This window comes from Pseudomonas sp. FP215, assembly GCF_030687795.1.
In the GTDB taxonomy this organism is placed as follows: Bacteria; Pseudomonadota; Gammaproteobacteria; order Pseudomonadales; family Pseudomonadaceae; genus Aquipseudomonas; species Aquipseudomonas salmasensis.
In genome coordinates, this window is record NZ_CP117447.1 from 2,396,876 (window position 1) to 2,415,799 (window position 18,924).

General features: G+C 60.9%; 20 protein-coding genes. 9 read left to right on the forward strand and 11 right to left on the reverse strand.

Annotated features, from left to right (window positions below; all coding sequences use genetic code 11):
• Positions 1-575: 575 nt before the first annotated feature.
• The 3 genes from infA to aat all read right to left on the reverse strand — a co-directional run bounded on the left by infA (position 576) and on the right by aat (position 2,339).
• Positions 576-794 carry a translation initiation factor IF-1 gene (infA, locus tag PSH76_RS11040; RefSeq protein ID WP_002553999.1) on the reverse strand — a complete coding sequence of 73 codons (219 nt, stop codon included), beginning with the start codon at positions 792-794 and terminating at the stop codon, positions 576-578.
• Positions 795-894: 100 nt separating this feature from the next.
• Positions 895-1,602 (reverse strand): arginyltransferase, encoded by a 708-nt coding sequence (locus tag PSH76_RS11045; protein ID WP_032896674.1) that lies wholly within the window; start codon positions 1,600-1,602, stop codon positions 895-897.
• Positions 1,603-1,658: 56 nt separating this feature from the next.
• Positions 1,659-2,339 (reverse strand): leucyl/phenylalanyl-tRNA--protein transferase, encoded by a 681-nt coding sequence (aat, locus tag PSH76_RS11050; RefSeq protein ID WP_003192086.1) that lies wholly within the window; start codon positions 2,337-2,339, stop codon positions 1,659-1,661.
• Positions 2,340-2,815: 476 nt separating this feature from the next.
• On the opposite strand from aat, the gene ftsK reads away from it, so the two are divergent.
• The 6 genes from ftsK to cysG are packed head-to-tail and all read left to right on the forward strand — an operon-like array spanning position 2,816 to position 10,317.
• Positions 2,816-5,224: a DNA translocase FtsK gene (gene ftsK / locus PSH76_RS11055; protein ID WP_032896677.1), complete on the forward strand. Its 2,409-nt coding sequence runs from the start codon at positions 2,816-2,818 to the stop codon at positions 5,222-5,224.
• A gap of 54 nt (positions 5,225-5,278) precedes the next feature.
• The gene (gene lolA / locus PSH76_RS11060) at positions 5,279-5,902 is read left to right on the forward strand and encodes an outer membrane lipoprotein chaperone LolA (protein ID WP_032896679.1); all 624 of its coding nucleotides are present in this window, start codon (positions 5,279-5,281) and stop codon (positions 5,900-5,902) included.
• Positions 5,903-5,929: 27 nt separating this feature from the next.
• Entirely contained in the window at positions 5,930-7,255 is a 1,326-nt protein-coding gene (locus PSH76_RS11065) for a replication-associated recombination protein A (protein WP_032896681.1), read from the forward strand.
• Complete coding sequence (crcB, locus tag PSH76_RS11070; protein ID WP_003192080.1) at positions 7,252-7,626, forward strand: fluoride efflux transporter CrcB; 375 nt, start codon at positions 7,252-7,254, stop codon at positions 7,624-7,626. The genes PSH76_RS11065 and crcB overlap by 4 nt, the downstream gene beginning before the upstream one ends.
• A gap of 15 nt (positions 7,627-7,641) precedes the next feature.
• Complete coding sequence (serS, locus tag PSH76_RS11075; RefSeq protein WP_032896683.1) at positions 7,642-8,922, forward strand: serine--tRNA ligase; 1,281 nt, start codon at positions 7,642-7,644, stop codon at positions 8,920-8,922.
• The gene (gene cysG, locus PSH76_RS11080) at positions 8,923-10,317 is read left to right on the forward strand and encodes a siroheme synthase CysG (protein WP_305494078.1); all 1,395 of its coding nucleotides are present in this window, start codon (positions 8,923-8,925) and stop codon (positions 10,315-10,317) included.
• A 125-nt stretch (positions 10,318-10,442) separates the two neighbouring features.
• Here cysG and PSH76_RS11085 read toward each other — a convergent pair whose 3' ends face one another.
• The 6 genes from PSH76_RS11085 to tusD all read right to left on the reverse strand — a co-directional run bounded on the left by PSH76_RS11085 (position 10,443) and on the right by tusD (position 13,879).
• Positions 10,443-11,438 carry a glutathione S-transferase family protein gene (locus PSH76_RS11085; protein WP_098951007.1) on the reverse strand — a complete coding sequence of 332 codons (996 nt, stop codon included), beginning with the start codon at positions 11,436-11,438 and terminating at the stop codon, positions 10,443-10,445.
• Between the two features lie 88 nt (positions 11,439-11,526).
• The gene (locus tag PSH76_RS11090) at positions 11,527-12,528 is read right to left on the reverse strand and encodes a glycosyl transferase family protein (protein WP_138761651.1); all 1,002 of its coding nucleotides are present in this window, start codon (positions 12,526-12,528) and stop codon (positions 11,527-11,529) included.
• Positions 12,525-12,860 carry a TusE/DsrC/DsvC family sulfur relay protein gene (locus PSH76_RS11095; protein ID WP_138761650.1) on the reverse strand — a complete coding sequence of 112 codons (336 nt, stop codon included), beginning with the start codon at positions 12,858-12,860 and terminating at the stop codon, positions 12,525-12,527. The genes PSH76_RS11090 and PSH76_RS11095 overlap by 4 nt, the downstream gene beginning before the upstream one ends.
• A complete protein-coding gene (gene tusB, locus PSH76_RS11100; protein ID WP_044274586.1) occupies positions 12,857-13,135 on the reverse strand; it encodes a sulfurtransferase complex subunit TusB in 279 nt (92 codons plus the stop codon). Before tusB ends, PSH76_RS11095 begins: the two co-directional genes overlap by 4 nt.
• Positions 13,135-13,485, reverse strand: a complete 351-nt coding sequence (gene tusC / locus PSH76_RS11105) for a sulfurtransferase complex subunit TusC (protein ID WP_078803341.1) — start codon at positions 13,483-13,485, stop codon at positions 13,135-13,137. The genes tusB and tusC overlap by 1 nt, the downstream gene beginning before the upstream one ends.
• Before the next feature lies 1 nt (position 13,486).
• Positions 13,487-13,879 (reverse strand): sulfurtransferase complex subunit TusD, encoded by a 393-nt coding sequence (gene tusD / locus PSH76_RS11110; RefSeq protein WP_003192069.1) that lies wholly within the window; start codon positions 13,877-13,879, stop codon positions 13,487-13,489.
• 157 nt (positions 13,880-14,036) lie between these two features.
• On the opposite strand from tusD, the gene PSH76_RS11115 reads away from it, so the two are divergent.
• Positions 14,037-15,212 (forward strand): CaiB/BaiF CoA-transferase family protein, encoded by a 1,176-nt coding sequence (locus PSH76_RS11115; RefSeq protein ID WP_186607990.1) that lies wholly within the window; start codon positions 14,037-14,039, stop codon positions 15,210-15,212.
• Positions 15,213-15,829: 617 nt separating this feature from the next.
• Here PSH76_RS11115 and PSH76_RS11120 read toward each other — a convergent pair.
• Together PSH76_RS11120 and PSH76_RS11125 are read right to left on the reverse strand one after the other, a co-directional pair.
• The gene (locus PSH76_RS11120; RefSeq protein WP_032897884.1) at positions 15,830-16,324 is read right to left on the reverse strand and encodes a SprT family zinc-dependent metalloprotease; all 495 of its coding nucleotides are present in this window, start codon (positions 16,322-16,324) and stop codon (positions 15,830-15,832) included.
• A 128-nt stretch (positions 16,325-16,452) separates the two neighbouring features.
• On the reverse strand, positions 16,453-17,055 hold the full coding sequence (locus PSH76_RS11125; RefSeq protein ID WP_003192065.1) for a Yip1 family protein: 603 nt from the start codon (positions 17,053-17,055) through the stop codon (positions 16,453-16,455).
• 281 nt (positions 17,056-17,336) lie between these two features.
• Between PSH76_RS11125 and ttcA the strand changes: the two genes are divergently transcribed.
• A complete protein-coding gene (gene ttcA / locus PSH76_RS11130; protein ID WP_138761648.1) occupies positions 17,337-18,161 on the forward strand; it encodes a tRNA 2-thiocytidine(32) synthetase TtcA in 825 nt (274 codons plus the stop codon).
• 67 nt (positions 18,162-18,228) lie between these two features.
• On the forward strand, positions 18,229-18,900 hold the full coding sequence (locus tag PSH76_RS11135) for a DNA-3-methyladenine glycosylase I (protein ID WP_034127867.1): 672 nt from the start codon (positions 18,229-18,231) through the stop codon (positions 18,898-18,900).
• The last annotated feature ends 24 nt before the right edge of the window (positions 18,901-18,924 follow it).

Genomic DNA, 18,924 nt, shown 5'->3' on the forward strand with positions numbered 1-18,924 from the left:
TGGCCCCCCGCTATCGCAGTATCGGTATCTACACAACTTTGTAGGTTGTGGCCGTCAACGGTAACCACGATGCGAAGCGAGCCGCTCTTGCTCTTGATCTGCTTTTGATCTTAAGCGCCCCGTCAAACCACGCTGGCCGGAATTCGACAGGGATTTGGGGGGTAAACCGGCAGGGATGCCGGTTTAGCCGCCCCGCGCCATGGATGGCGCGTGGCGGCGGCCCCCCAAATCACTGGCGGATTACGGGCACACCGAGCCTAGGCGAGGTGCCGAGTGGTGGGGCAAGAGCGTTTTGCTTACTTTTGCGCTTTTCAAAAGTGAGCCGCCGTCGGGCGGAACCCTAAGCGGCCGTTACCGCAGCAATGGATATGTACACAATCCAACTGTGTTGACTGCCAGGCCGCCTTCGCGAGCAAGCCCGCTCCCACAGTTGGATTGTGGGGTGTCAGGTAGAGAGATGTCGGCTGGCAGGCCGCCATCGCAGGCAAGCCAGCTCCCACAGGGGCAAGTGGTGACTGTTAAATCCTGCGCACACAAAAACGCCCGGCATAACCGGGCGTTTTGTATTGACTTGCTTAGCGAGCGCGGTAAGTGATGCGCCCTTTGCTCAAGTCATAGGGCGTCAGCTCGACGCGCACTTTGTCACCGGTAAGAATACGAATGTAGTTCTTGCGCATCTTGCCGGAGATATGCGCGGTTACGACGTGCCCATTTTCCAACTCCACACGAAACATGGTGTTGGGCAGGGTGTCGACGACAGTGCCTTCCATTTCGAAGCTGTCTTCTTTCGACATGCAGTAAAGCCCTCGGTATCCAGTGAATGGCCCGGTGCAACTGCGCCAGGCAAAAGCGGCGTGCATTGTGCCCGAAAAAGGGTGTTCACGCCAAGGGGTTCTAGTTAAGCGTGACCCATCTTTGATTAATCAGCAGCTCAATGGGCCGATATTGGGTCTTGTAGTTCATCTTTTTGCAGTTCTTGATCCAGTATCCGAGGTACACCGCTTCCAGTTCCAGGCGCAGCGCTTCGCCTATTTGCCAGAGGATGGCGAAGCGCCCGAGGCTGCGGCGCTCTTCGGTCGGTTCATAGAAGGTGTACACCGCCGAGAGGCCATTGGGCAGCAGGTCGGTGACCGCCACGGCCAGCAGGCGGCCGTCGAGGCGGAACTCGTAGAAGCGCGAAAAGGGCAGGTCACGCACCAGGAACGTGGAAAACTGGTCGCGGCTGGGCGGAAACATATCGCCGTCGGCATGACGCTGCTCGATATAGCGTTGGTAGAGATCGAAATACTCTTCGCTATATTGGGGGTTAGTGGCGTGTACGGTCAGGTCGGCGTTGCGCTTGAGAATGCGTTTCTGGTTACGGTCGGGCGAAAACTGCGCCACCGGGATACGCGCAGGCACGCAGGCATTACAGTTCTGGCAATGGGGGCGGTACAGGTGATCGCCGCTGCGCCGGAAGCCCATCTCGGACAGGTCGGCATACACATGCACGTCCATGGGCTGGCTGGGATCGAGGAACAGTGTGGTGGCCTGCTCGTCGGGCAAATAGCTGCATGAGTGGGCTTGAGTGGCATAGAACTTCAAGCGCGCCAGCTCGGTCATGATCAACCCTCGGGATAAGCTTTGAAATAAGTGTAAGCCACGTGCGCGAAAGTCGCCTAGGAAACCCACGGCCCAGCGTTGGGTTGGTCCAGATGTTTGTGCAGGAAGTCAGCGAAGACGCTGCGCGGTATGCCACGGGCACCCAGGCTGTGCAGGTGATCGTTGGGCATCTGGCAGTCGATCAGCACAAACCCCCAGGCTTGCAGTTGCCGGGTCAACGTGGCGAAACCGAATTTGGAGGCGTTGTCGGCGCGGCTGAACATGGACTCGCCAAAAAACAACTGGCCCATCGCCAGGCCGTACAGGCCGCCCACCAGTTCGCCCTGGTCCCAGACCTCGACGGAATGCGCATAGCCGCGTTGGTGCAGCTCCAGGTAGGCCTGCTGGATGCCTTCGGTGATCCAGGTGCCATCGGCGTAGGCGCGGGGCGCGGCGCAGGCTTGGATGACGGCGGCGAAGTCCTGGTCGAAGGTCACGGTATAGCGCTGCTGGCGCAATAATTTGCCCAGGCTGCGGGAAACATGCAGCTCGTCGGGGAATATCACTGTGCGCGGGTCGGGTGACCACCAGAGGATAGGCTGGCCTTCGGAGAACCAGGGGAAGCAGCCATGGCGGTAGGCCTGGATCAGTCGTTCAGCCGACAGGTCGCCACCGGCGGCGAGCAGGCCGTTGGGTTCGCGCATGGCCTTGGCCAAGGGTGGGAATGTCAGGGTGTCGCGTTGCAACCAGGTCAGCATGGCATCCAGGCTTACGGTAGGGGAGGGGAGTGGCAGGTCATTCACCTGCGCCGCAAGCGTTGATTATTGACGACCCGGCGCCACGGGGCCAGCCCGAATAGGCTATTGACGTGGATTAGCATGAGCGGGTGTTTCTGCAACTCTGCACACCGGGTGTGGTCGTAATCGGGTCTGGCGCATGCCGGCCCTTTGCCAAGCTTGCCTGGATTGCTAAATACAGCTCATAAGCCTTTGTCAGCAAAGGCAATGCATGCTCAAATTGTGCGTGCAGTCAGGTGAGCGGCAAGTGTGTGGCATCGCGCACGCAAACCCGTACAATGCGGCCATTGTGGCGTTATCGCCATTTCACCTATCCGTCACCGGGTGTTAAAAGTAGATTCAGCAACATTCGTTCATTTTTCAGCTGCTCCGGATAGAGCAGTCGTGTGTAGTCATTCAACAGATGGACGCGCTAAAGGCGCAGGAATAGACCCGTTTTGAAGAAATCCGCCGCAGCACCTAAAGCAGCAGTCGTACCGGCCTGGCGCCAGCACCTGCATTACCGACTCAAGGAAGGCGCACTGATTGCCATCGGTGCGCTGTGCCTGTTCCTGATGATGGCCTTGCTCACCTATGGCAAGGACGATCCGGGCTGGAGCCATAACAGCAAGATCGATGACGTGCAGAATTTCGGCGGCCCGGTAGGTTCCTACAGCGCCGATATCCTCTTCATGATCCTTGGTTACTTCGCCTACATTTTCCCTCTATTGCTGGCGATCAAGACCTGGCAGATCTTCCGCCAGCGTCACGAGCCGTGGCAGTGGAGCGGCTGGCTGTTTTCCTGGCGCCTGATCGGCCTGGTGTTCCTGGTGCTGTCGGGCGCTGCGCTGGCGCATATCCACTTCCATGCACCGACCGGCCTGCCGGCGGGTGCGGGCGGGGCCCTGGGCGAAAGCCTTGGCGACCTGGCGCGCAGGACCCTGAATATCCAGGGCAGCACCCTGATGTTCATCGCGCTGTTCCTGTTCGGACTCACGGTATTCACCGACCTGTCGTGGTTCAAGGTGATGGACGTGACCGGCAAGATCACCCTCGACCTGTTCGAATTGTTCCAGGGCGCCGCCAACCGCTGGTGGGCCGCCCGTGTCGAGCGCAAGCAAATGGTGGCGCAGCTGCGTGAAGTGGACACCCGCGTCAACGAGGTGGTGGCCCCAAGCACGCCGGATCGACGCGAGCAAGCCAAGGTCAAGGAGCGCTTGATCGAGCGCGAGCAGGCCCTGAGCAAGCACATGTCGGACCGTGAAAAGCAGGTGCCGCCGGTGATCGCCCCGGCACCGCCCAAGGCGCCGGAGCCCAGCCATCGCGTGCAAAAAGAGAAACAGGCACCGCTGTTTATCGACAGCGCCGTCGAAGGCACCTTGCCGCCGATCTCGATTCTGGACCCGGCCGAAAAGAAACAACTCAACTATTCCCCGGAATCCCTGGCGGCCGTCGGCCACCTGCTGGAAATCAAGCTCAAGGAATTCGGCGTCGAAGTGTCGGTGGACTCGATCCATCCGGGCCCGGTGATTACCCGTTACGAAATCCAACCGGCCGCCGGAGTAAAAGTCAGCCGCATTTCCAACCTGGCCAAAGACTTGGCGCGTTCCCTGGCCGTGACCAGCGTGCGCGTGGTGGAAGTGATCCCGGGCAAGACCACCGTGGGCATCGAGATCCCCAACGAAGACCGGCAGATCGTGCGCTTCTCCGAAGTGCTGTCGACCCCGGAATACGACAACTTCAAATCGCCGGTCACCCTGGCGCTCGGCCATGACATCGGCGGCAAGCCGGTGATCACCGACCTGGCGAAAATGCCGCACCTGCTGGTGGCCGGTACCACCGGTTCCGGTAAGTCGGTGGGTGTGAACGCCATGATCCTGTCGATCCTGTTCAAGTCCGGGCCGGATGACGCCAAGCTGATCATGATCGACCCGAAGATGTTGGAACTGTCGATCTACGAAGGCATCCCGCACCTGCTGTGCCCGGTGGTCACCGACATGAAGGACGCCGCCAACGCCCTGCGCTGGAGCGTTGCCGAGATGGAGCGCCGCTACAAGCTGATGGCGAAGATGGGCGTGCGTAACCTGTCGGGCTTCAATGCCAAGGTCAAGGAAGCCCAGGACGCCGGCACACCGCTGACCGACCCGCTGTACAAGCGCGAAAGCATTCACGATGAAGCACCGCTGCTGACCAAGCTGCCGACCATCGTGGTGGTGGTCGATGAGTTTGCCGACATGATGATGATCGTCGGCAAGAAGGTTGAAGAGCTGATCGCCCGTATCGCCCAGAAGGCGCGGGCGGCGGGTATCCACTTGATCCTCGCGACCCAGCGGCCGTCGGTGGACGTGATCACCGGTCTGATCAAGGCCAACATCCCGACGCGCATGGCGTTCCAGGTCTCCAGCAAGATCGATTCGCGCACCATCATCGACCAGGGTGGCGCCGAGCAACTGCTGGGCCACGGTGACATGCTCTACATGCCGCCGGGCACCAGCCTGCCGATTCGCGTTCACGGTGCCTTTGTTTCCGATGACGAAGTGCACCGTGTGGTCGAAGCCTGGAAACTGCGCGGCGCGCCCGAGTACAACGATGACATCCTCAACGGCGTCGAAGAAGCCGGCAGCGGCTTTGAAAATGGCGGCGGTGGCGGTGATGACGATGCCGAGACCGATGCCTTGTATGACGAAGCCGTGGCCTTCGTACTGGAAAGCCGCCGGGCCTCGATTTCGGCGGTGCAGCGCAAGCTGAAAATCGGCTACAACCGTGCCGCCCGCATGATCGAAGCCATGGAAATGGCCGGCGTCGTGACCGCAATGAACACCAATGGCTCGCGTGAAGTCATCGCCCCCGGGCAGATGCGCGACTGATTCCGCGTCGCGTGGCAACACGCGGCGTGCCCTGACTACTCAATGAGGACTCCCATGCGCTTTATCCGCATGCTGTTGTTGCCGGCCCTGGCCCTGACCGCTGTTTCGGCTCACGCTGACCCGGCTTCTGTCGCCAGCCTGAAGAACCTGTTGGACAAATCCCAGACCCTCACCGCGCGCTTCTCCCAGCTGACCCTGGATGCTGGCGGCACCCAGTTGCAGGAAACCGCTGGTGAAATGGCCGTGCAGCGCCCAGGGCTGTTCTACTGGCATACCGAAGGCAAGGCGGAGCAGACCATCGTTTCCGACGGTAAGAAAGTCACGCTGTGGGACCCGGACCTGGAGCAGGCCACCATCAAGAAGCTCGATCCGCGCCTGAATCAGACCCCAGCGTTGCTGCTGTCGGGCGATGTGTCGAAAATCAATGACAGCTTCGACATCACCTCCAAGCAGACCAGCAACGTCATCGAGTTCACCCTCAAGCCAAAATCCAAGGACACGTTGTTTGACACGCTGTCCCTGTCGTTCGGCAACGGCGTGATCAACAACATGCGCCTGGTCGACAGCGTCGGCCAGCGCACCGATATCCTGTTCTCCGGGGTCAAGGCCAACCAGCCGGTGCCCGCGTCCAAGTTCAAGTTCGACATCCCCAAGGGTGCCGACGTGATCCAGGAATAAACTGCCCAGAGGTTTCAAACGCTGCCCATGGATCTGTTTCGAAGTGACCCGATTGCCCAGCCATTGGCCGCGCGCTTGCGTTCGACCAACCTGGATGAGTACGTCGGTCAGGAACACCTGCTCGCTCGCGGCAAGCCCTTGCGCGAAGCCCTGGAGCAGGGTGCGCTGCATTCGATGATTTTTTGGGGCCCGCCGGGCGTGGGCAAGACCACCCTGGCGCGGTTGCTGGCGAAAGTCTCGGATGCGCACTTTGAAACGGTCTCGGCGGTGCTTGCCGGGGTCAAGGAGATTCGCCAGGCGGTGGAAGTCGCCAAGCAGCAGGCCGGGCAATACGGCAAGCGCACTATCCTGTTCGTCGACGAAGTGCATCGCTTCAACAAGTCGCAGCAGGATGCGTTCCTGCCTTATGTCGAGGACGGTACGCTGATCTTTATCGGCGCCACCACCGAAAACCCTTCCTTTGAATTGAACAACGCCTTGTTGTCACGGGCGCGGGTCTATGTGCTCAAGAGCCTGGATGAAGCGGCGATGCGTAAGCTGCTGCACCGTGCCTTGAGCGAAGACAAGGGCCTGGGCAAGCGTCAGTTGAGCCTCAGCGACGAAGGCTTCAAGATTTTACTGACCGCCGCCGATGGCGACGGGCGCCGCTTTCTCAACCTGCTGGAGAACGCCTCCGACCTGGCCGAAGACAGCGGCGAGATTGGCGTCGACCTGTTGCAAAGCCTGCTGGGTGACACGCGCCGGCGTTTCGACAAGGGCGGCGAAGCCTTCTACGACCAGATTTCGGCGCTGCACAAATCCGTACGCGGTTCCAACCCTGACGGCGCGCTGTATTGGTTTGCGCGCATGATCGACGGCGGTTGCGACCCGCTGTACCTGGCACGCCGCGTGGTGCGCATGGCCAGCGAAGACATCGGCAATGCCGACCCACGTGCCCTGAGCCTGTGCCTGGCCGCCTGGGAAGTGCAGGAGCGCCTCGGCAGCCCGGAAGGCGAGTTGGCGGTGGCCCAGGCCATCACTTACCTGGCCTGCGCGCCCAAAAGCAACGCGGTGTACATGGGCTTCAAGTCAGCCCTGCGTGCGGCCGCCGAGCATGGTTCCCTCGAAGTGCCGCTGCACCTGCGCAACGCGCCGACCAAGCTGATGAAACAGCTGGGGTATGGCGACGAATACCGTTATGCCCACGATGAGCCGGACGCCTACGCGGCCGGCGAAGACTACTTCCCGGATGAGCTGGAGCCGCAGCCGTTCTACCAGCCAGTGCCCCGTGGCCTGGAGCTGAAGATCGGTGAGAAGCTCAATCATCTGGCCACTCTCGACCGTCTGAGCCCTCGGCAGCGGAGAAAATCATGATTCCTTTAGTGGTCGCGGTTTCGGCGGGAGGTATCGCCGGTACACTGCTGCGCTTTGCTACCGGCAATTGGATCAACGCCAATTGGCCGAAACACTTCTATACGGCGACGCTCGCCGTTAATATCGTGGGCTGCCTGTTGATCGGCGTGTTATACGGCCTGTTTTTGTTACGCCCGGAAGTGCCTGTCGAGGTACGTGCCGGCCTGATGGTTGGCTTTCTTGGCGGCCTGACGACTTTTTCATCCTTTTCACTGGATACCGTGCGCCTGCTGGAAAGCGGGCAAGTGCCGCTGGCGATTGGCTATGCGGCCATCAGCGTATTCGGCGGGCTGCTCGCCACCTGGGCTGGCCTGTCCTTGACCAAACTTTGATAACGAGAGACCGACATGCTCGATTCCAAACTGTTACGTAGCAACCTTCAGGACGTAGCGGACCGCCTGGCATCCCGTGGCTTTGCCTTGGATGTTGCGCGCATCGAAGCGCTGGAAGAACAGCGCAAGACCGTCCAGACCCGCACCGAAGCACTGCAGGCTGAACGTAATGCGCGCTCCAAGTCCATCGGCCAGGCCAAGCAGCGCGGCGAAGACATCGCGCCGTTGATGGCGGATGTCGAGCGCATGGGCACTGAGCTGTCCGACGGCAAAATCGAGCTGGAAGGCATTCAGACCCAGTTGGATTCGATCCTGCTGGGCATTCCGAACCTGCCCCACGAATCCGTGCCGGTCGGCGAAGACGAAGACGGCAACGTCGAAGTGCGCCGCTGGGGCACGCCCAAAGCTTTCGATTTCGAGATCAAGGACCACGTCGCCCTGGGCGAATTGACCGGTGGCCTGGATTTTGAAACCGCAGCAAAAATGTCCGGTGCACGCTTTGCCTTGCTGCGCGGCCCGATTGCGCGCATGCACCGTGCCCTGGCGCAGTTCATGATCAACCTGCACACCGGCGAACACGGTTACGAAGAAGCCTACACCCCGTACCTGGTTCAGGCGCCGGCGTTGATGGGCACCAGCCAACTGCCCAAATTCGAAGAAGACCTGTTCAAGATCAGCCGCGACGGCGAAGCCGACCTGTATCTGATCCCGACGGCCGAAGTGTCGCTGACCAATATCGTCGCCGGCGAAATCCTCGACGCCAAGCAACTGCCGTTGAAGCTGGTGGCCCACAGCCCGTGCTTCCGTAGCGAAGCCGGCGCGTCGGGTCGAGACACCCGTGGCATGATCCGCCAGCATCAGTTCGACAAGGTTGAGATGGTGCAGGTGGTCGAGCCGTCGACCTCCATGGAGGCCCTGGAAGGCCTGACTGCCAACGCCGAGCGCGTGTTGCAGTTGCTGGAACTGCCTTACCGCGTACTGGCCCTGTGCACCGGCGACATGGGCTTCAGCGCCGTGAAGACCTACGACCTGGAAGTGTGGGTGCCGAGCCAGGACAAATACCGCGAGATTTCGTCGTGCTCCAACTGCGGTGACTTCCAGGCCCGTCGCATGCAGGCGCGTTTCCGCAACCCGGAAACCGGCAAGCCGGAGCTGGTGCATACCCTCAACGGTTCGGGCCTGGCCGTAGGCCGTACCCTGGTGGCCGTGCTGGAAAACTACCAGCAGGCCGACGGTTCGATCCGTGTACCTGAGGTGCTCAAGCCGTACATGGCGGGCGTTGAGGTCATCCGCTAAATGGAATTTCTGCCGCTGTTTCATAACCTGCGCGGCAGTCGTGTGTTGGTCGTCGGTGGCGGGGAGATTGCCTTGCGCAAATCCCGGCTGCTGGCCGACGCCGGCGCGGTGTTGCGGGTGGTTGCTCCCCAGATCGAAAGCCAGCTGCGTGAGCTGGTGCTGGGCAGTGGCGGGGAACTGATGTTGCGCGGTTATCAGGAGGCCGACCTGGACGGTTGCACCCTGATTATCGCGGCCACCGACGATGAGCCACTGAATGCGCAAGTATCCAGTGATGCCAAGCGTCGCTGCGTGCCGGTCAATGTGGTGGACGCGCCAGCGCTGTGCAGCGTGATCTTCCCGGCGATTGTCGACCGTTCACCCTTGGTGATTGCCGTCTCCAGCGGCGGTGACGCGCCGGTACTGGCACGCCTGATCCGCGCCAAGCTGGAAACCTGGATTCCCTCCACCTACGGTCAACTGGCTGGGCTGGCCGCGCGTTTTCGCGCTCAGGTCAAAGGTTTGTACCCGGATGTGCAGCAACGCCGGGCGTTCTGGGAAGAAGTGTTCCAGGGCCCGATTGCCGACCGCCAGTTGGCCGGGCAGGGCGATGAGGCTGAGCGCCTGTTGATCGAAAAGGTCAATGGCGCGCCGCCTTATGCGCCCGGCGAGGTGTACTTGGTGGGCGCGGGCCCAGGCGACCCGGATTTGCTGACCTTTCGTGCATTGCGCCTGATGCAGCAAGCCGACGTGGTGCTGTACGACCGTTTGGTGGCGCCGGCGATTTTGGAACTGTGCCGTCGGGATGCCGAGCGCGTGTACGTCGGCAAGCGTCGCGCCGATCACGCGGTGCCCCAGGACCAGATCAACCAGCAACTGGTCGACCTGGCCAAGCAAGGCAAGCGCGTGCTGCGCCTTAAAGGTGGCGACCCGTTCATCTTTGGCCGTGGTGGCGAAGAGATCGAGGAATTGGCGGCCCACGGCATCCCGTTCCAGGTGGTACCGGGCATCACCGCAGCCAGTGGTTGCGCGGCTTATGCCGGGATTCCGCTGACGCATCGCGACTATGCCCAATCGGTGCGCTTCATCACCGGCCACCTGAAGAACAATACCTCTGATCTGCCCTGGCAGGACCTGGTCGGGCCGTCGCAGACCCTGGTGTTCTACATGGGCCTGATTGGCTTGCCGCTTATTTGCGAGCAGTTGATCAAACACGGGCGCGCGTCGGATACCCCAGCAGCGCTGATCCAGCAGGGGACCACATCCAACCAGCGCGTGTTCACCGGCACCCTGGCCGACCTGCCACGCATGGTGGCGGAGCATGAAGTGCATGCGCCGACATTGGTGATCGTGGGTGAGGTGGTGGTACTGCGTGAGAAGCTCAAGTGGTTCGAGGGTGCCCAGTCCCAAGTCTGAACGACTGACCCACTGTAGGAGCGAGCTTGCTCGCGAAAAACTCAAGGACGCCGAGGGCTACCTGGTAGCGCTGCGTTATCGTTGGCGTTCTTCGCGAGCAAGCTCGCTCCTACAGGCGGTTTACGTCAGCTCCACACACCTTTGCCTTGCAATGCATGGCGATCATGCTCGGTATCAAACCCCTGCAACGGCCCCTTCGGCACAATCCCCGTCGGGTTGATCGTGCGATGGCTGGCATAGTAATGCCCCTTGATATGCTCGAAATCCACCGTCTCGGCCACGCCTGGCCACTGATACATCTCCCTTAGCCAGTTCGACAAATTCCCATAGTCGGCAATCCGCCGCAGGTTGCATTTGAAGTGGCTGTAATACACCGCATCAAAACGAATCAGCGTGGTGAACAGCCGCACATCGGCTTCGGTCAGGTACTCGCCGGCCAGATAGCGATGGCTGCCCAGGTGCTGTTCCAGATGATCCAGCTCGGCAAACACATCATCAAACGCGCTTTCATACGCCTGTTGTGAGGTGGCGAAGCCTGCGCGGTACACGCCGTTGTTCACGGCGGGGTAGATGCGTTCGTTGAGGGCGTCGATGGTCGGGCGCAGGGCTTGGGGGTAAAAATCCAGGGTATTGCCGGTCAGCTCATTGAACGCGCTGTTGAACATGCGGATGATCTCCGCCGATTCATTGCTGACGATGCGCTTGAGCTTTTTGTCCCACAGCACCGGCACGGTGACGCGCCCGGTGTAGTCGGCGGTATCGGCGGTGTAGCGCTGGTGCATGAAGTTGAAACCGTCGAGGCTATCGCCGCTGGAGCCGTGGGCCTTGTCGAAGGTCCAGCCGTTTTCCAGCATCAGCCAGCTGACCACCGAGACGTCGATCAGGCTTTCCAAGCCCTTGAGCTTGCGCAGGATCAAAGTGCGGTGCGCCCACGGGCAGGCAAGGGACACATAGAGGTGATAGCGACCGGCCTCGGCCTTGAAGCCGCCTTCGCCACTCGGGCCTGGCGCGCCATCGGCGGTCACCCAGTTGCGGCGTTGTGCCTGTTCCCGTTGGAAAGCGCCATCAGCGCTACTTTCGTACCACTGGTCTTTCCACTGTCCTTCGATCAATAAACCCATGACTGGCTCCTTGGCTGATAAGCGTTGGAGCCCAGTCTAAAGGGATGAGTTCGAACTAAAAGCGCAAAGAACCGGCGTGAATGATCGATTAAATCGATTTATCCCGTGCGTCCCAGTACTGCTGGGCCAATTCGAACGCCTGTTGCCGCGGGTGGCCAAGGCCGCGCAGGGCCAACGCCATGGTGGCGATCAACGCCAGTTGCGGGTAGCTGTCTTCAACGTCGCCGCGCCACAGCGCTTTGAGGTGCTCGGGCTCAAGCGTGGCTGGCTTGACGTGGCGCTGGTCGGAGAGGGCGGGCCACTCTTCGTCCCAGCTCTGGCCGTCGGTGCTGCCATACAAGTGACTGAGGGTGTCGGGGTTGACCTCGATCTCACCGCCGTCGCCTTTGACCACAATCACGTTGTCACCCAGCAGGCCGCTGGCATCACGATGCACGCCCTGGTAACCGGGGTGGAAAATGCTTTGCAGGCCACAGCGCGCATTCAGCGGGTTGAGCAGGCGCGCCAGGGAATGGATAGGCGAGCGCAGGCCGAGGGTGTTGCGCAGGTCGATCATGCGTTGTAACTGTGGCGCCCAATCACCCAGCGGGATAAACGCCAGGTTGCCGTGGGCAAAGGCGCTTTCGACCTGTTGCCAATCGCGGCACAGCGGGATCTGCAAGCTGTCCAGCAATTGCTCGGTGTACAAGCGCCCCGCGGTGTGGGCGCCGCCGCCGTGCATCAGGATGCGCACGCCGTTCTGTGCCAGGCATTTGGCTGCCAGCAGGAACCACGGCAGGTGGCGCTTTTTACCGGCGTAGGTCGGCCAGTCGATATCCACGTTCAATGCTGGCGCGTGCAGGCGCTCACGGACGGCTTCGGTGAAGCCGGCGAGTTCTTCCGGGCTTTCTTCCTTGTGGCGCAACAGCATCAGGAAGGCGCCGAGCTGGGTGTCCTCGACCTTTTCGTCGAGCAGCATGCCCATGGCTTCCCGCGCTTCCTCACGGGTGAGGTTGCGCGCGCCGCGCTTGCCTTTGCCAAGGATGCGCACGAACTGCGCAAAGGGATGCTCTTGGGGCGTTACGAGAGTCAGGGGGGCAAAGTCGGTCATAAGCAATTCGTCGGCCTGGGCAGGCCCGCCAGCTTGGCGGCGAGTTTGGCGGGAGTGCCGTTGAACAGTTTGTTGAGGTGCAGGCTGTTGCCCTTATCCGGGCCCAGCTTCAAGGCGGTGTACTTGATCAGCGGTCGCGTGGCGGGGGACAGCTGGAATTCGGTGTAGAACTGGCGCAGCAGGGTGAGGATTTCCCAGTGATCCGGGGTCAGCTCCAAGGCTTCGGCAGCGGCCAGGGCATTCGCCACTTCATCGGACCAATCGTTGAGGTCGACAAGGTAGCCGTCTTTGTCCAGTTCCAGGGTGCGTGCGCCGACGGTCAGGGTGTTCATAGCCAGGTGTTGACCTTGTCGTAGTCGATGGACAGTTGCACGAAGCCTGGGTAATCGACGCTGTCAGCCCAGTCGGGCAGCGGCAGGTTGCGCGCCTGCATGTCTTCGGCCAATACAAACACCTTGACGCCTTTGGTTTGCAGGGCGGGCGTGTGCAGGCCGTAGGCACCGTCACCACACAGCAGGATGGCGTCCTCGGCGCCACAGAGGCGCAGGCAGCTGTCGAGGCGGCTGTCGGTAAACGGGGAATGAGACACCACATGTAGAGTCGACATCAGAGGGTAATCACCTGGTCGTAACGGTCAATCAGTTGGGAAATGGCTTGGCTGTCTAGCGACTGCGCGTTGGCGGGTGGCGGCAGCCCGCGTGCGGACAGGCTATGGCTGCACGCGAACACGTCGTCAATGCCGAACAAGCCCAGGGCCTGCAGGTTGGCACTCAGGTCTTTCTGTTGCACGGCTTTCGCGGCTTGGTTCGGCGCCAGTTGGAACACGCCGTCATCCAGGAACAGCAGGCCAATGGGCAGATCGAACGCGCCACCGGCCAGCACGATATCCAGTGCTTCCCGCGCACTCGGCCCGGACCACGGCGCCTGACGGCTGATCACCAACAAGGATTTGGACATGTCACGGCCCTCCAAAACAGATCAGGCGGTCGGCGTCCTGGATCGCGTCATGCAATTGGCCCAGGCCCGACAACGCCCAGGGAGCCTCCAGGTTGACTGCGCTGCGTTGATAGCGCGCAGCTTCCTCGGCATTCAGCACACCCCGGCGCAGGGCGGCGGCGATGCACACCACGCCGTCGAGTTGGTGCTGGCTGACAAACTCGCGCCATTGGCGCGCAATGTCTTGCTCATCCTGGGGCGCGACGATGTTATTGGACGCGCTGTACACGCCGTCCTGGTAGAAAAACAGCCGCACAATCTCATGCCCGCCGGCCAGCGCCGCCTGGGCGAACAACAGGGCGCGGCGCGAGGAGGGCGCGTGGGCGGCGCTATACAGTGCAATCGCGAACTTCATGGAAGACTCTGCCAACAAACGTCGGCCAATGATAAAGCCGCCGCCGCGAAAAAGCCCGCCGTGATCAAAACGGTCACTGTGGTTGATCGTTCTGACGATTGCCGACAGGTGCCCGGCTGCCTAGTCTGTGGGTATTCGCAACCCAACTGGAGTCCCTATGTCAGGTCCCTTGGCGTCCCTTAAAGTGTTGGATTTTTCCACCTTGCTGCCCGGCCCGTTTGCCTCCTTGATGCTGGCGGACATGGGCGCCGAAGTGCTGCGTATCGAATCGCCCACGCGCATGGACCTGTTGCGGGTATTGCCGCCCCATGATCGTGGCACGTCGGCCAGCCACGCCTACCTCAACCGCAACAAGCGCAGCCTGGCCCTGGACCTTAAGCAGGCCGAGGCGATCGAGATCGTGCGTGAGTTGGTCAAGGGCTATGACATCCTGCTCGAACAGTTCCGCCCCGGCGTCATGGAGCGACTGGGGCTGGGCTATGAGGCGCTGAAGGCGATCAACCCGCGGTTGATCTATGTGTCGATCACCGGCTACGGCCAGACCGGCCCCTATAAGGACCGCGCCGGGCACGATATCAACTACCTGGCGTTGGCCGGCGTGGCCAGCCATACCGGGCGCCAGGACACGGGCCCGTTGCCCCTGGGCGTACAACTGGCGGATGTGGCGGGCGGTTCGCTGCATGCCGTGGTGGGCTTGCTGGCGGCGGTAATTGCCAGGCAGCAAAGCGGGGTGGGGCAATACCTGGATGTGAGCATGACTGATTGCTCGTTCAGCCTGAACGCCATGGCTGGGGCCGGTTACCTGGCTTGCGGGGTCGAGCCTGGGTGGGAGAACCATGTGCTCAATGGCGGGAGTTTCTATGACTATTACCGCACACGCGATGGGCGCTGGATGTCGGTGGGCAGTTTGGAGCCGGGGTTTATGCAGCAGCTGTGCGCGGCCTTGGGGCGCCCGGAACTGGCGGCACACAGTGTGACGCCCGAACGCCAGGCCGTGCTCAAGCAGGCGTTGCAGGTGGAGTTCGAGAAGCGCAGTTTTGACCAGTTGTGTGAGTTGTTTGCCGGGGTGGATGCGTGTGTGGAGCCGGTGTTGAGTCTGAGTGAGGCGGTGGAGCATCCACAGTTGAAGGCGCGGGAGTTGGTCAGCCAGGTGCCCCGGGGGGATGGCTCGACACAAGCGCAATTGGCCTGCCCGCTGAAGTTCTCCGAGGGGTTGCCGGCGCCCAGGCATATTGGGGTGGCGGTGGGGGCGCACAGTGATGAGGTGTTGGTGGCGTTGGGGTTCGGTGTTGAGCGGATAGAGCAATTGCGCCAGGCCAAGGTTGTGGGTTGACTGAAAGGGCGCTATCGCAGGCAAGCCAGCTCCCACATTTTGATTGCGTTCACAGATCCAAATGTGGGAGCTGGCTTGCCTGCGATGAGCATAGGTATCTACACAACTGTGTAGTTCGCAGCAGCCTCCTGTAACCACGATGCGAAGCGAGTCGCTCTTGATCTTGATCTGCTTTTGATCTTAGGCGCCCCGTTAAACCACGCTGGCCGGAATTCGACAGGGATTTGGGGGGTAAACCGGCAGGGATGCCGGTTTAGCCGCCCCGCGCCATGGATGGCGCGTGGCGGCGGCCCCCCAAATCACTGGCGGATTACGGGCACACCGAGCCTAAGCGAGGTGCCGAGTGGTGGGGCAAGAGCGCTTTGCTTACTTTCGCGCTTTTCGAAAGTGAGCCGCCGTCAGGGCGGAACCCTAGGCGGCCGTTACCGCAGCAATGGATATGCACTCGGTATAACGGTGTCGACTGTCAGGCCGCCTTCGCGAGCAAGCCCGCAGTTGGGTCGTGGGGCGTCAGGTAAATAGGCGTCGGCTATCCGGCCGTCACGGGAGCAAGCTCCCTCGCCACAGGTTTAGCGTCGTACCGAAGTTGTGTAGATACCTATGCTGCGAAGAGGCCCTCATTCCACCCGAGTTTCTCCAGTGAACACCAGAGTCTGCCGACACCGCCGACACAAATACCGCCGCCCCTGGCCCACCAGCCCATGGCGCTGCGGTGAAAACGGAAAATCACTGTCCGCACACGGGCAGCGGTAAATATAGCGAGTCACCTGCCGGCGCTTGACCTCGTAGGTGTGGCAACGGTCGGGCGGCAGTTCGTAAACCCCGCGCATGATCAACTGCCATTCCTCGCCATGGGGCTGGATACGCTCGCCAAACAATTGGTGGGCAATCAGGTGCGCCACTTCGTGGGCTACGGTCTGCTTGAGAAAGTGTTGGCTGTTTTCACGGTACAACTGAGGGTTGAAGCGCAGCAGGTTCTCGTGCAAATGCGCGACACCGGCCTTCTGGCCCCGCAGCTTGAGGCTGACCTGGGGGCGTTTGAAGCTTCGTTTGAAAAAGGATTCGGCTTGCAGGAAACAATCTTCGACGCGGGTATTGAGTTGCTCGGGCATGCTGTACATATCTCCAGAGACGCCCAGTATGCCGCAAAGCTGGGTGTTTCCGAATCTGTCAGGCGCCGAATGGTCATGCATAACGCACAAAGCCACCTTGCGGTGGCCTTGCCTGCGGGGTTTTTCGGTCAACTGGTGTAGATCGGCCCGACGCCCAGGCCCCAGACGATCACGGTAAAGGCCATGATCGCCACCAGCACCACCAGGCCCACGGCCAATACCGAACTGGAAAACAGGAAGCCTTCATCCGGGTCGATACTCATGAAGGTCGGCAGCCCTACATACAACAGGTACACCGTGTAGCAGATCGCCGCCGTGCCCACCACCATGCCCAGCCACATATGCGGGTAGAGCGCCGCCAGCCCGCCGATAAACAAGGGCGTGGCGGTGTAGGTGGCAAACGCCACGCAGCGGGCCATGCTTGGGCTGGCGTCGTAGGTGCGAGCCATCCAGTGAATGAACGCGCCCATCACCGCCACGCCGCACAGCATGGCCGCGTAAGACATGAGAGTCATCCACAGCGCGCTTTCCTGGGTCAGCATCACCGGGGCGCGGTTGCCGATGACCCAGCCGACCTGAGTGGTGCCGATAAAGGCGGAAATGGCGGGGATCGCCGCGAGAATCAAGGTATGAGTGAGGTACATGTGGCCGATGCTTTCTTCTTTATCGCCACGGATTTCCCGCCATTCCTGGTCGGGATGGGTAAACAGCCCCACGACGTGATGGATCATGCCAGTCACTCCTGTCGTTATTACCATCGCCCCCCATCGGAGCGCCCACGGGCCAAATGGCCTGAAAGGTCTGGATAGATGTGCGACCTCAAGTCGCAGTATAGGAAGGGATGACCGGAATAACCGTAGGGCCTTTAGAGCAAATTGCGCTGTAAACACGGGCGCTAATCGCGGTGCGGTCTGTCAGGATTCATGGCATCCAGCTCCCACATTGGAACTGGGCCAGTCTTGCCGGTAAAATGCTGCGCTTTTCGTCACACACCTTTGCGGATCCAAGCGCCATGGGCACTCTTACAGTCAACCAGAACAAACTGCAAAAACGCCTGCGTCGCCTGGCCGGTGAAGCAGTCGCCGATTTCAACATGATCGAGGACGGCGACAAGGTCATGGTCTGCCTCTCCGGCGGCAAAGACAGCTACACCATGCTCGACGTGTTACTGCACCTGCAAAAGGTCGCGCCGATCAAGTTCGAGATCGTGGCGGTCAACATGGACCAGAAGCAACCCGGTTTCCCCGAGCATGTGCTGCCGGCCTACCTGAAAGAACTGGGCGTCGAGTACCACATCGTCGAGAAAGACACCTACTCGGTGGTCAAGGAACTGATCCCGGAAGGCAAGACCACCTGCTCGCTGTGCTCGCGCCTGCGCCGTGGCACGCTCTACACCTTTGCCGATGAGATCGGCGCGACCAAGATGGCCCTGGGTCATCACCGCGATGACATCGTCGAAACCTTCTTCCTCAACATGTTCTTCAACGGCTCGCTCAAGGCCATGCCGCCCAAGCTGCGTGCCGATGACGGGCGCAACGTAGTGATCCGCCCGATGGCGTATTGCAACGAGAAGGACATCCAGGCTTACTCCGACTTCAAGCAATTCCCGATCATCCCGTGCAACCTGTGCGGCTCCCAGGAAAACCTGCAGCGCCAGGTGGTCAAGGAGATGCTGGTGGACTGGGAGCGCAAGACCCCAGGGCGTACCGAAAGTATCTTCCGCAGCCTGCAAAACGTGATCCCGTCGCAATTGGCCGACCGCAACCTGTTCGACTTCACCAGCCTGAAAATCGATGAGACCGCCGCATCGCGTTTCGTCAATGTAGTGAACCTCTGAGTCTTCCCAAGGCTCTAGTACACGGCGCTTGCGGGCGCCGTTTTCAATTCGACTGACAGGAGAGGGCATGCGTGATTACAAGTGGCTGCACGAATATTGTCTGAACCGCTTCGGTTCGGCGGCCAAGCTGGAAGCCCATCTGCCGGTGCCCAAGACCCCGGCGCAATTGCGCAAGATCACCGATGACCGTTACCTGTCGACCTTGGCGCTGCGGGTGTTCCGCGCCGGTTTGAAGCACAGCGTGGTGGATGCTAAATGGCCGGCGTTCGAGCAGGTGTTCTTCGGCTTCGATCCGGAAAAAGTCGTGCTGATGGGCGCCGAGCACCTGGAACGGCTGATGCAAGACACGCGCATCATCCGTCACCTGGGCAAGCTCAAGAGTGTGCCGCGCAATGCGCAGATGATCCTGGATATCGAACAGGAAAAAGGCAGCTTCGGCGCGTTTATCGCCGATTGGCCGGTGACTGATATCGTCGGGCTGTGGAAGTACCTGAGCAAGCATGGCCACCAGCTGGGTGGGCTGTCGGCGCCGCGCTTTTTGCGCATGGTCGGCAAGGACACTTTTGTGCCGAGCGATGACGTGGTGGCGGCGCTGAATGCGCAGAAGATCGTCGACAAGGCCCCGACCAGCCTGCGCGATTTGGCGACGGTGCAGGGTGCCTTCAACCAGTGGCATGCCGAGAGTGGGCGGCCGATGTGTCAGTTGTCGATGATGTTGGCCTACACCGTCAACCATTGAGACCGCGGTGATGCCTTCGCGAGC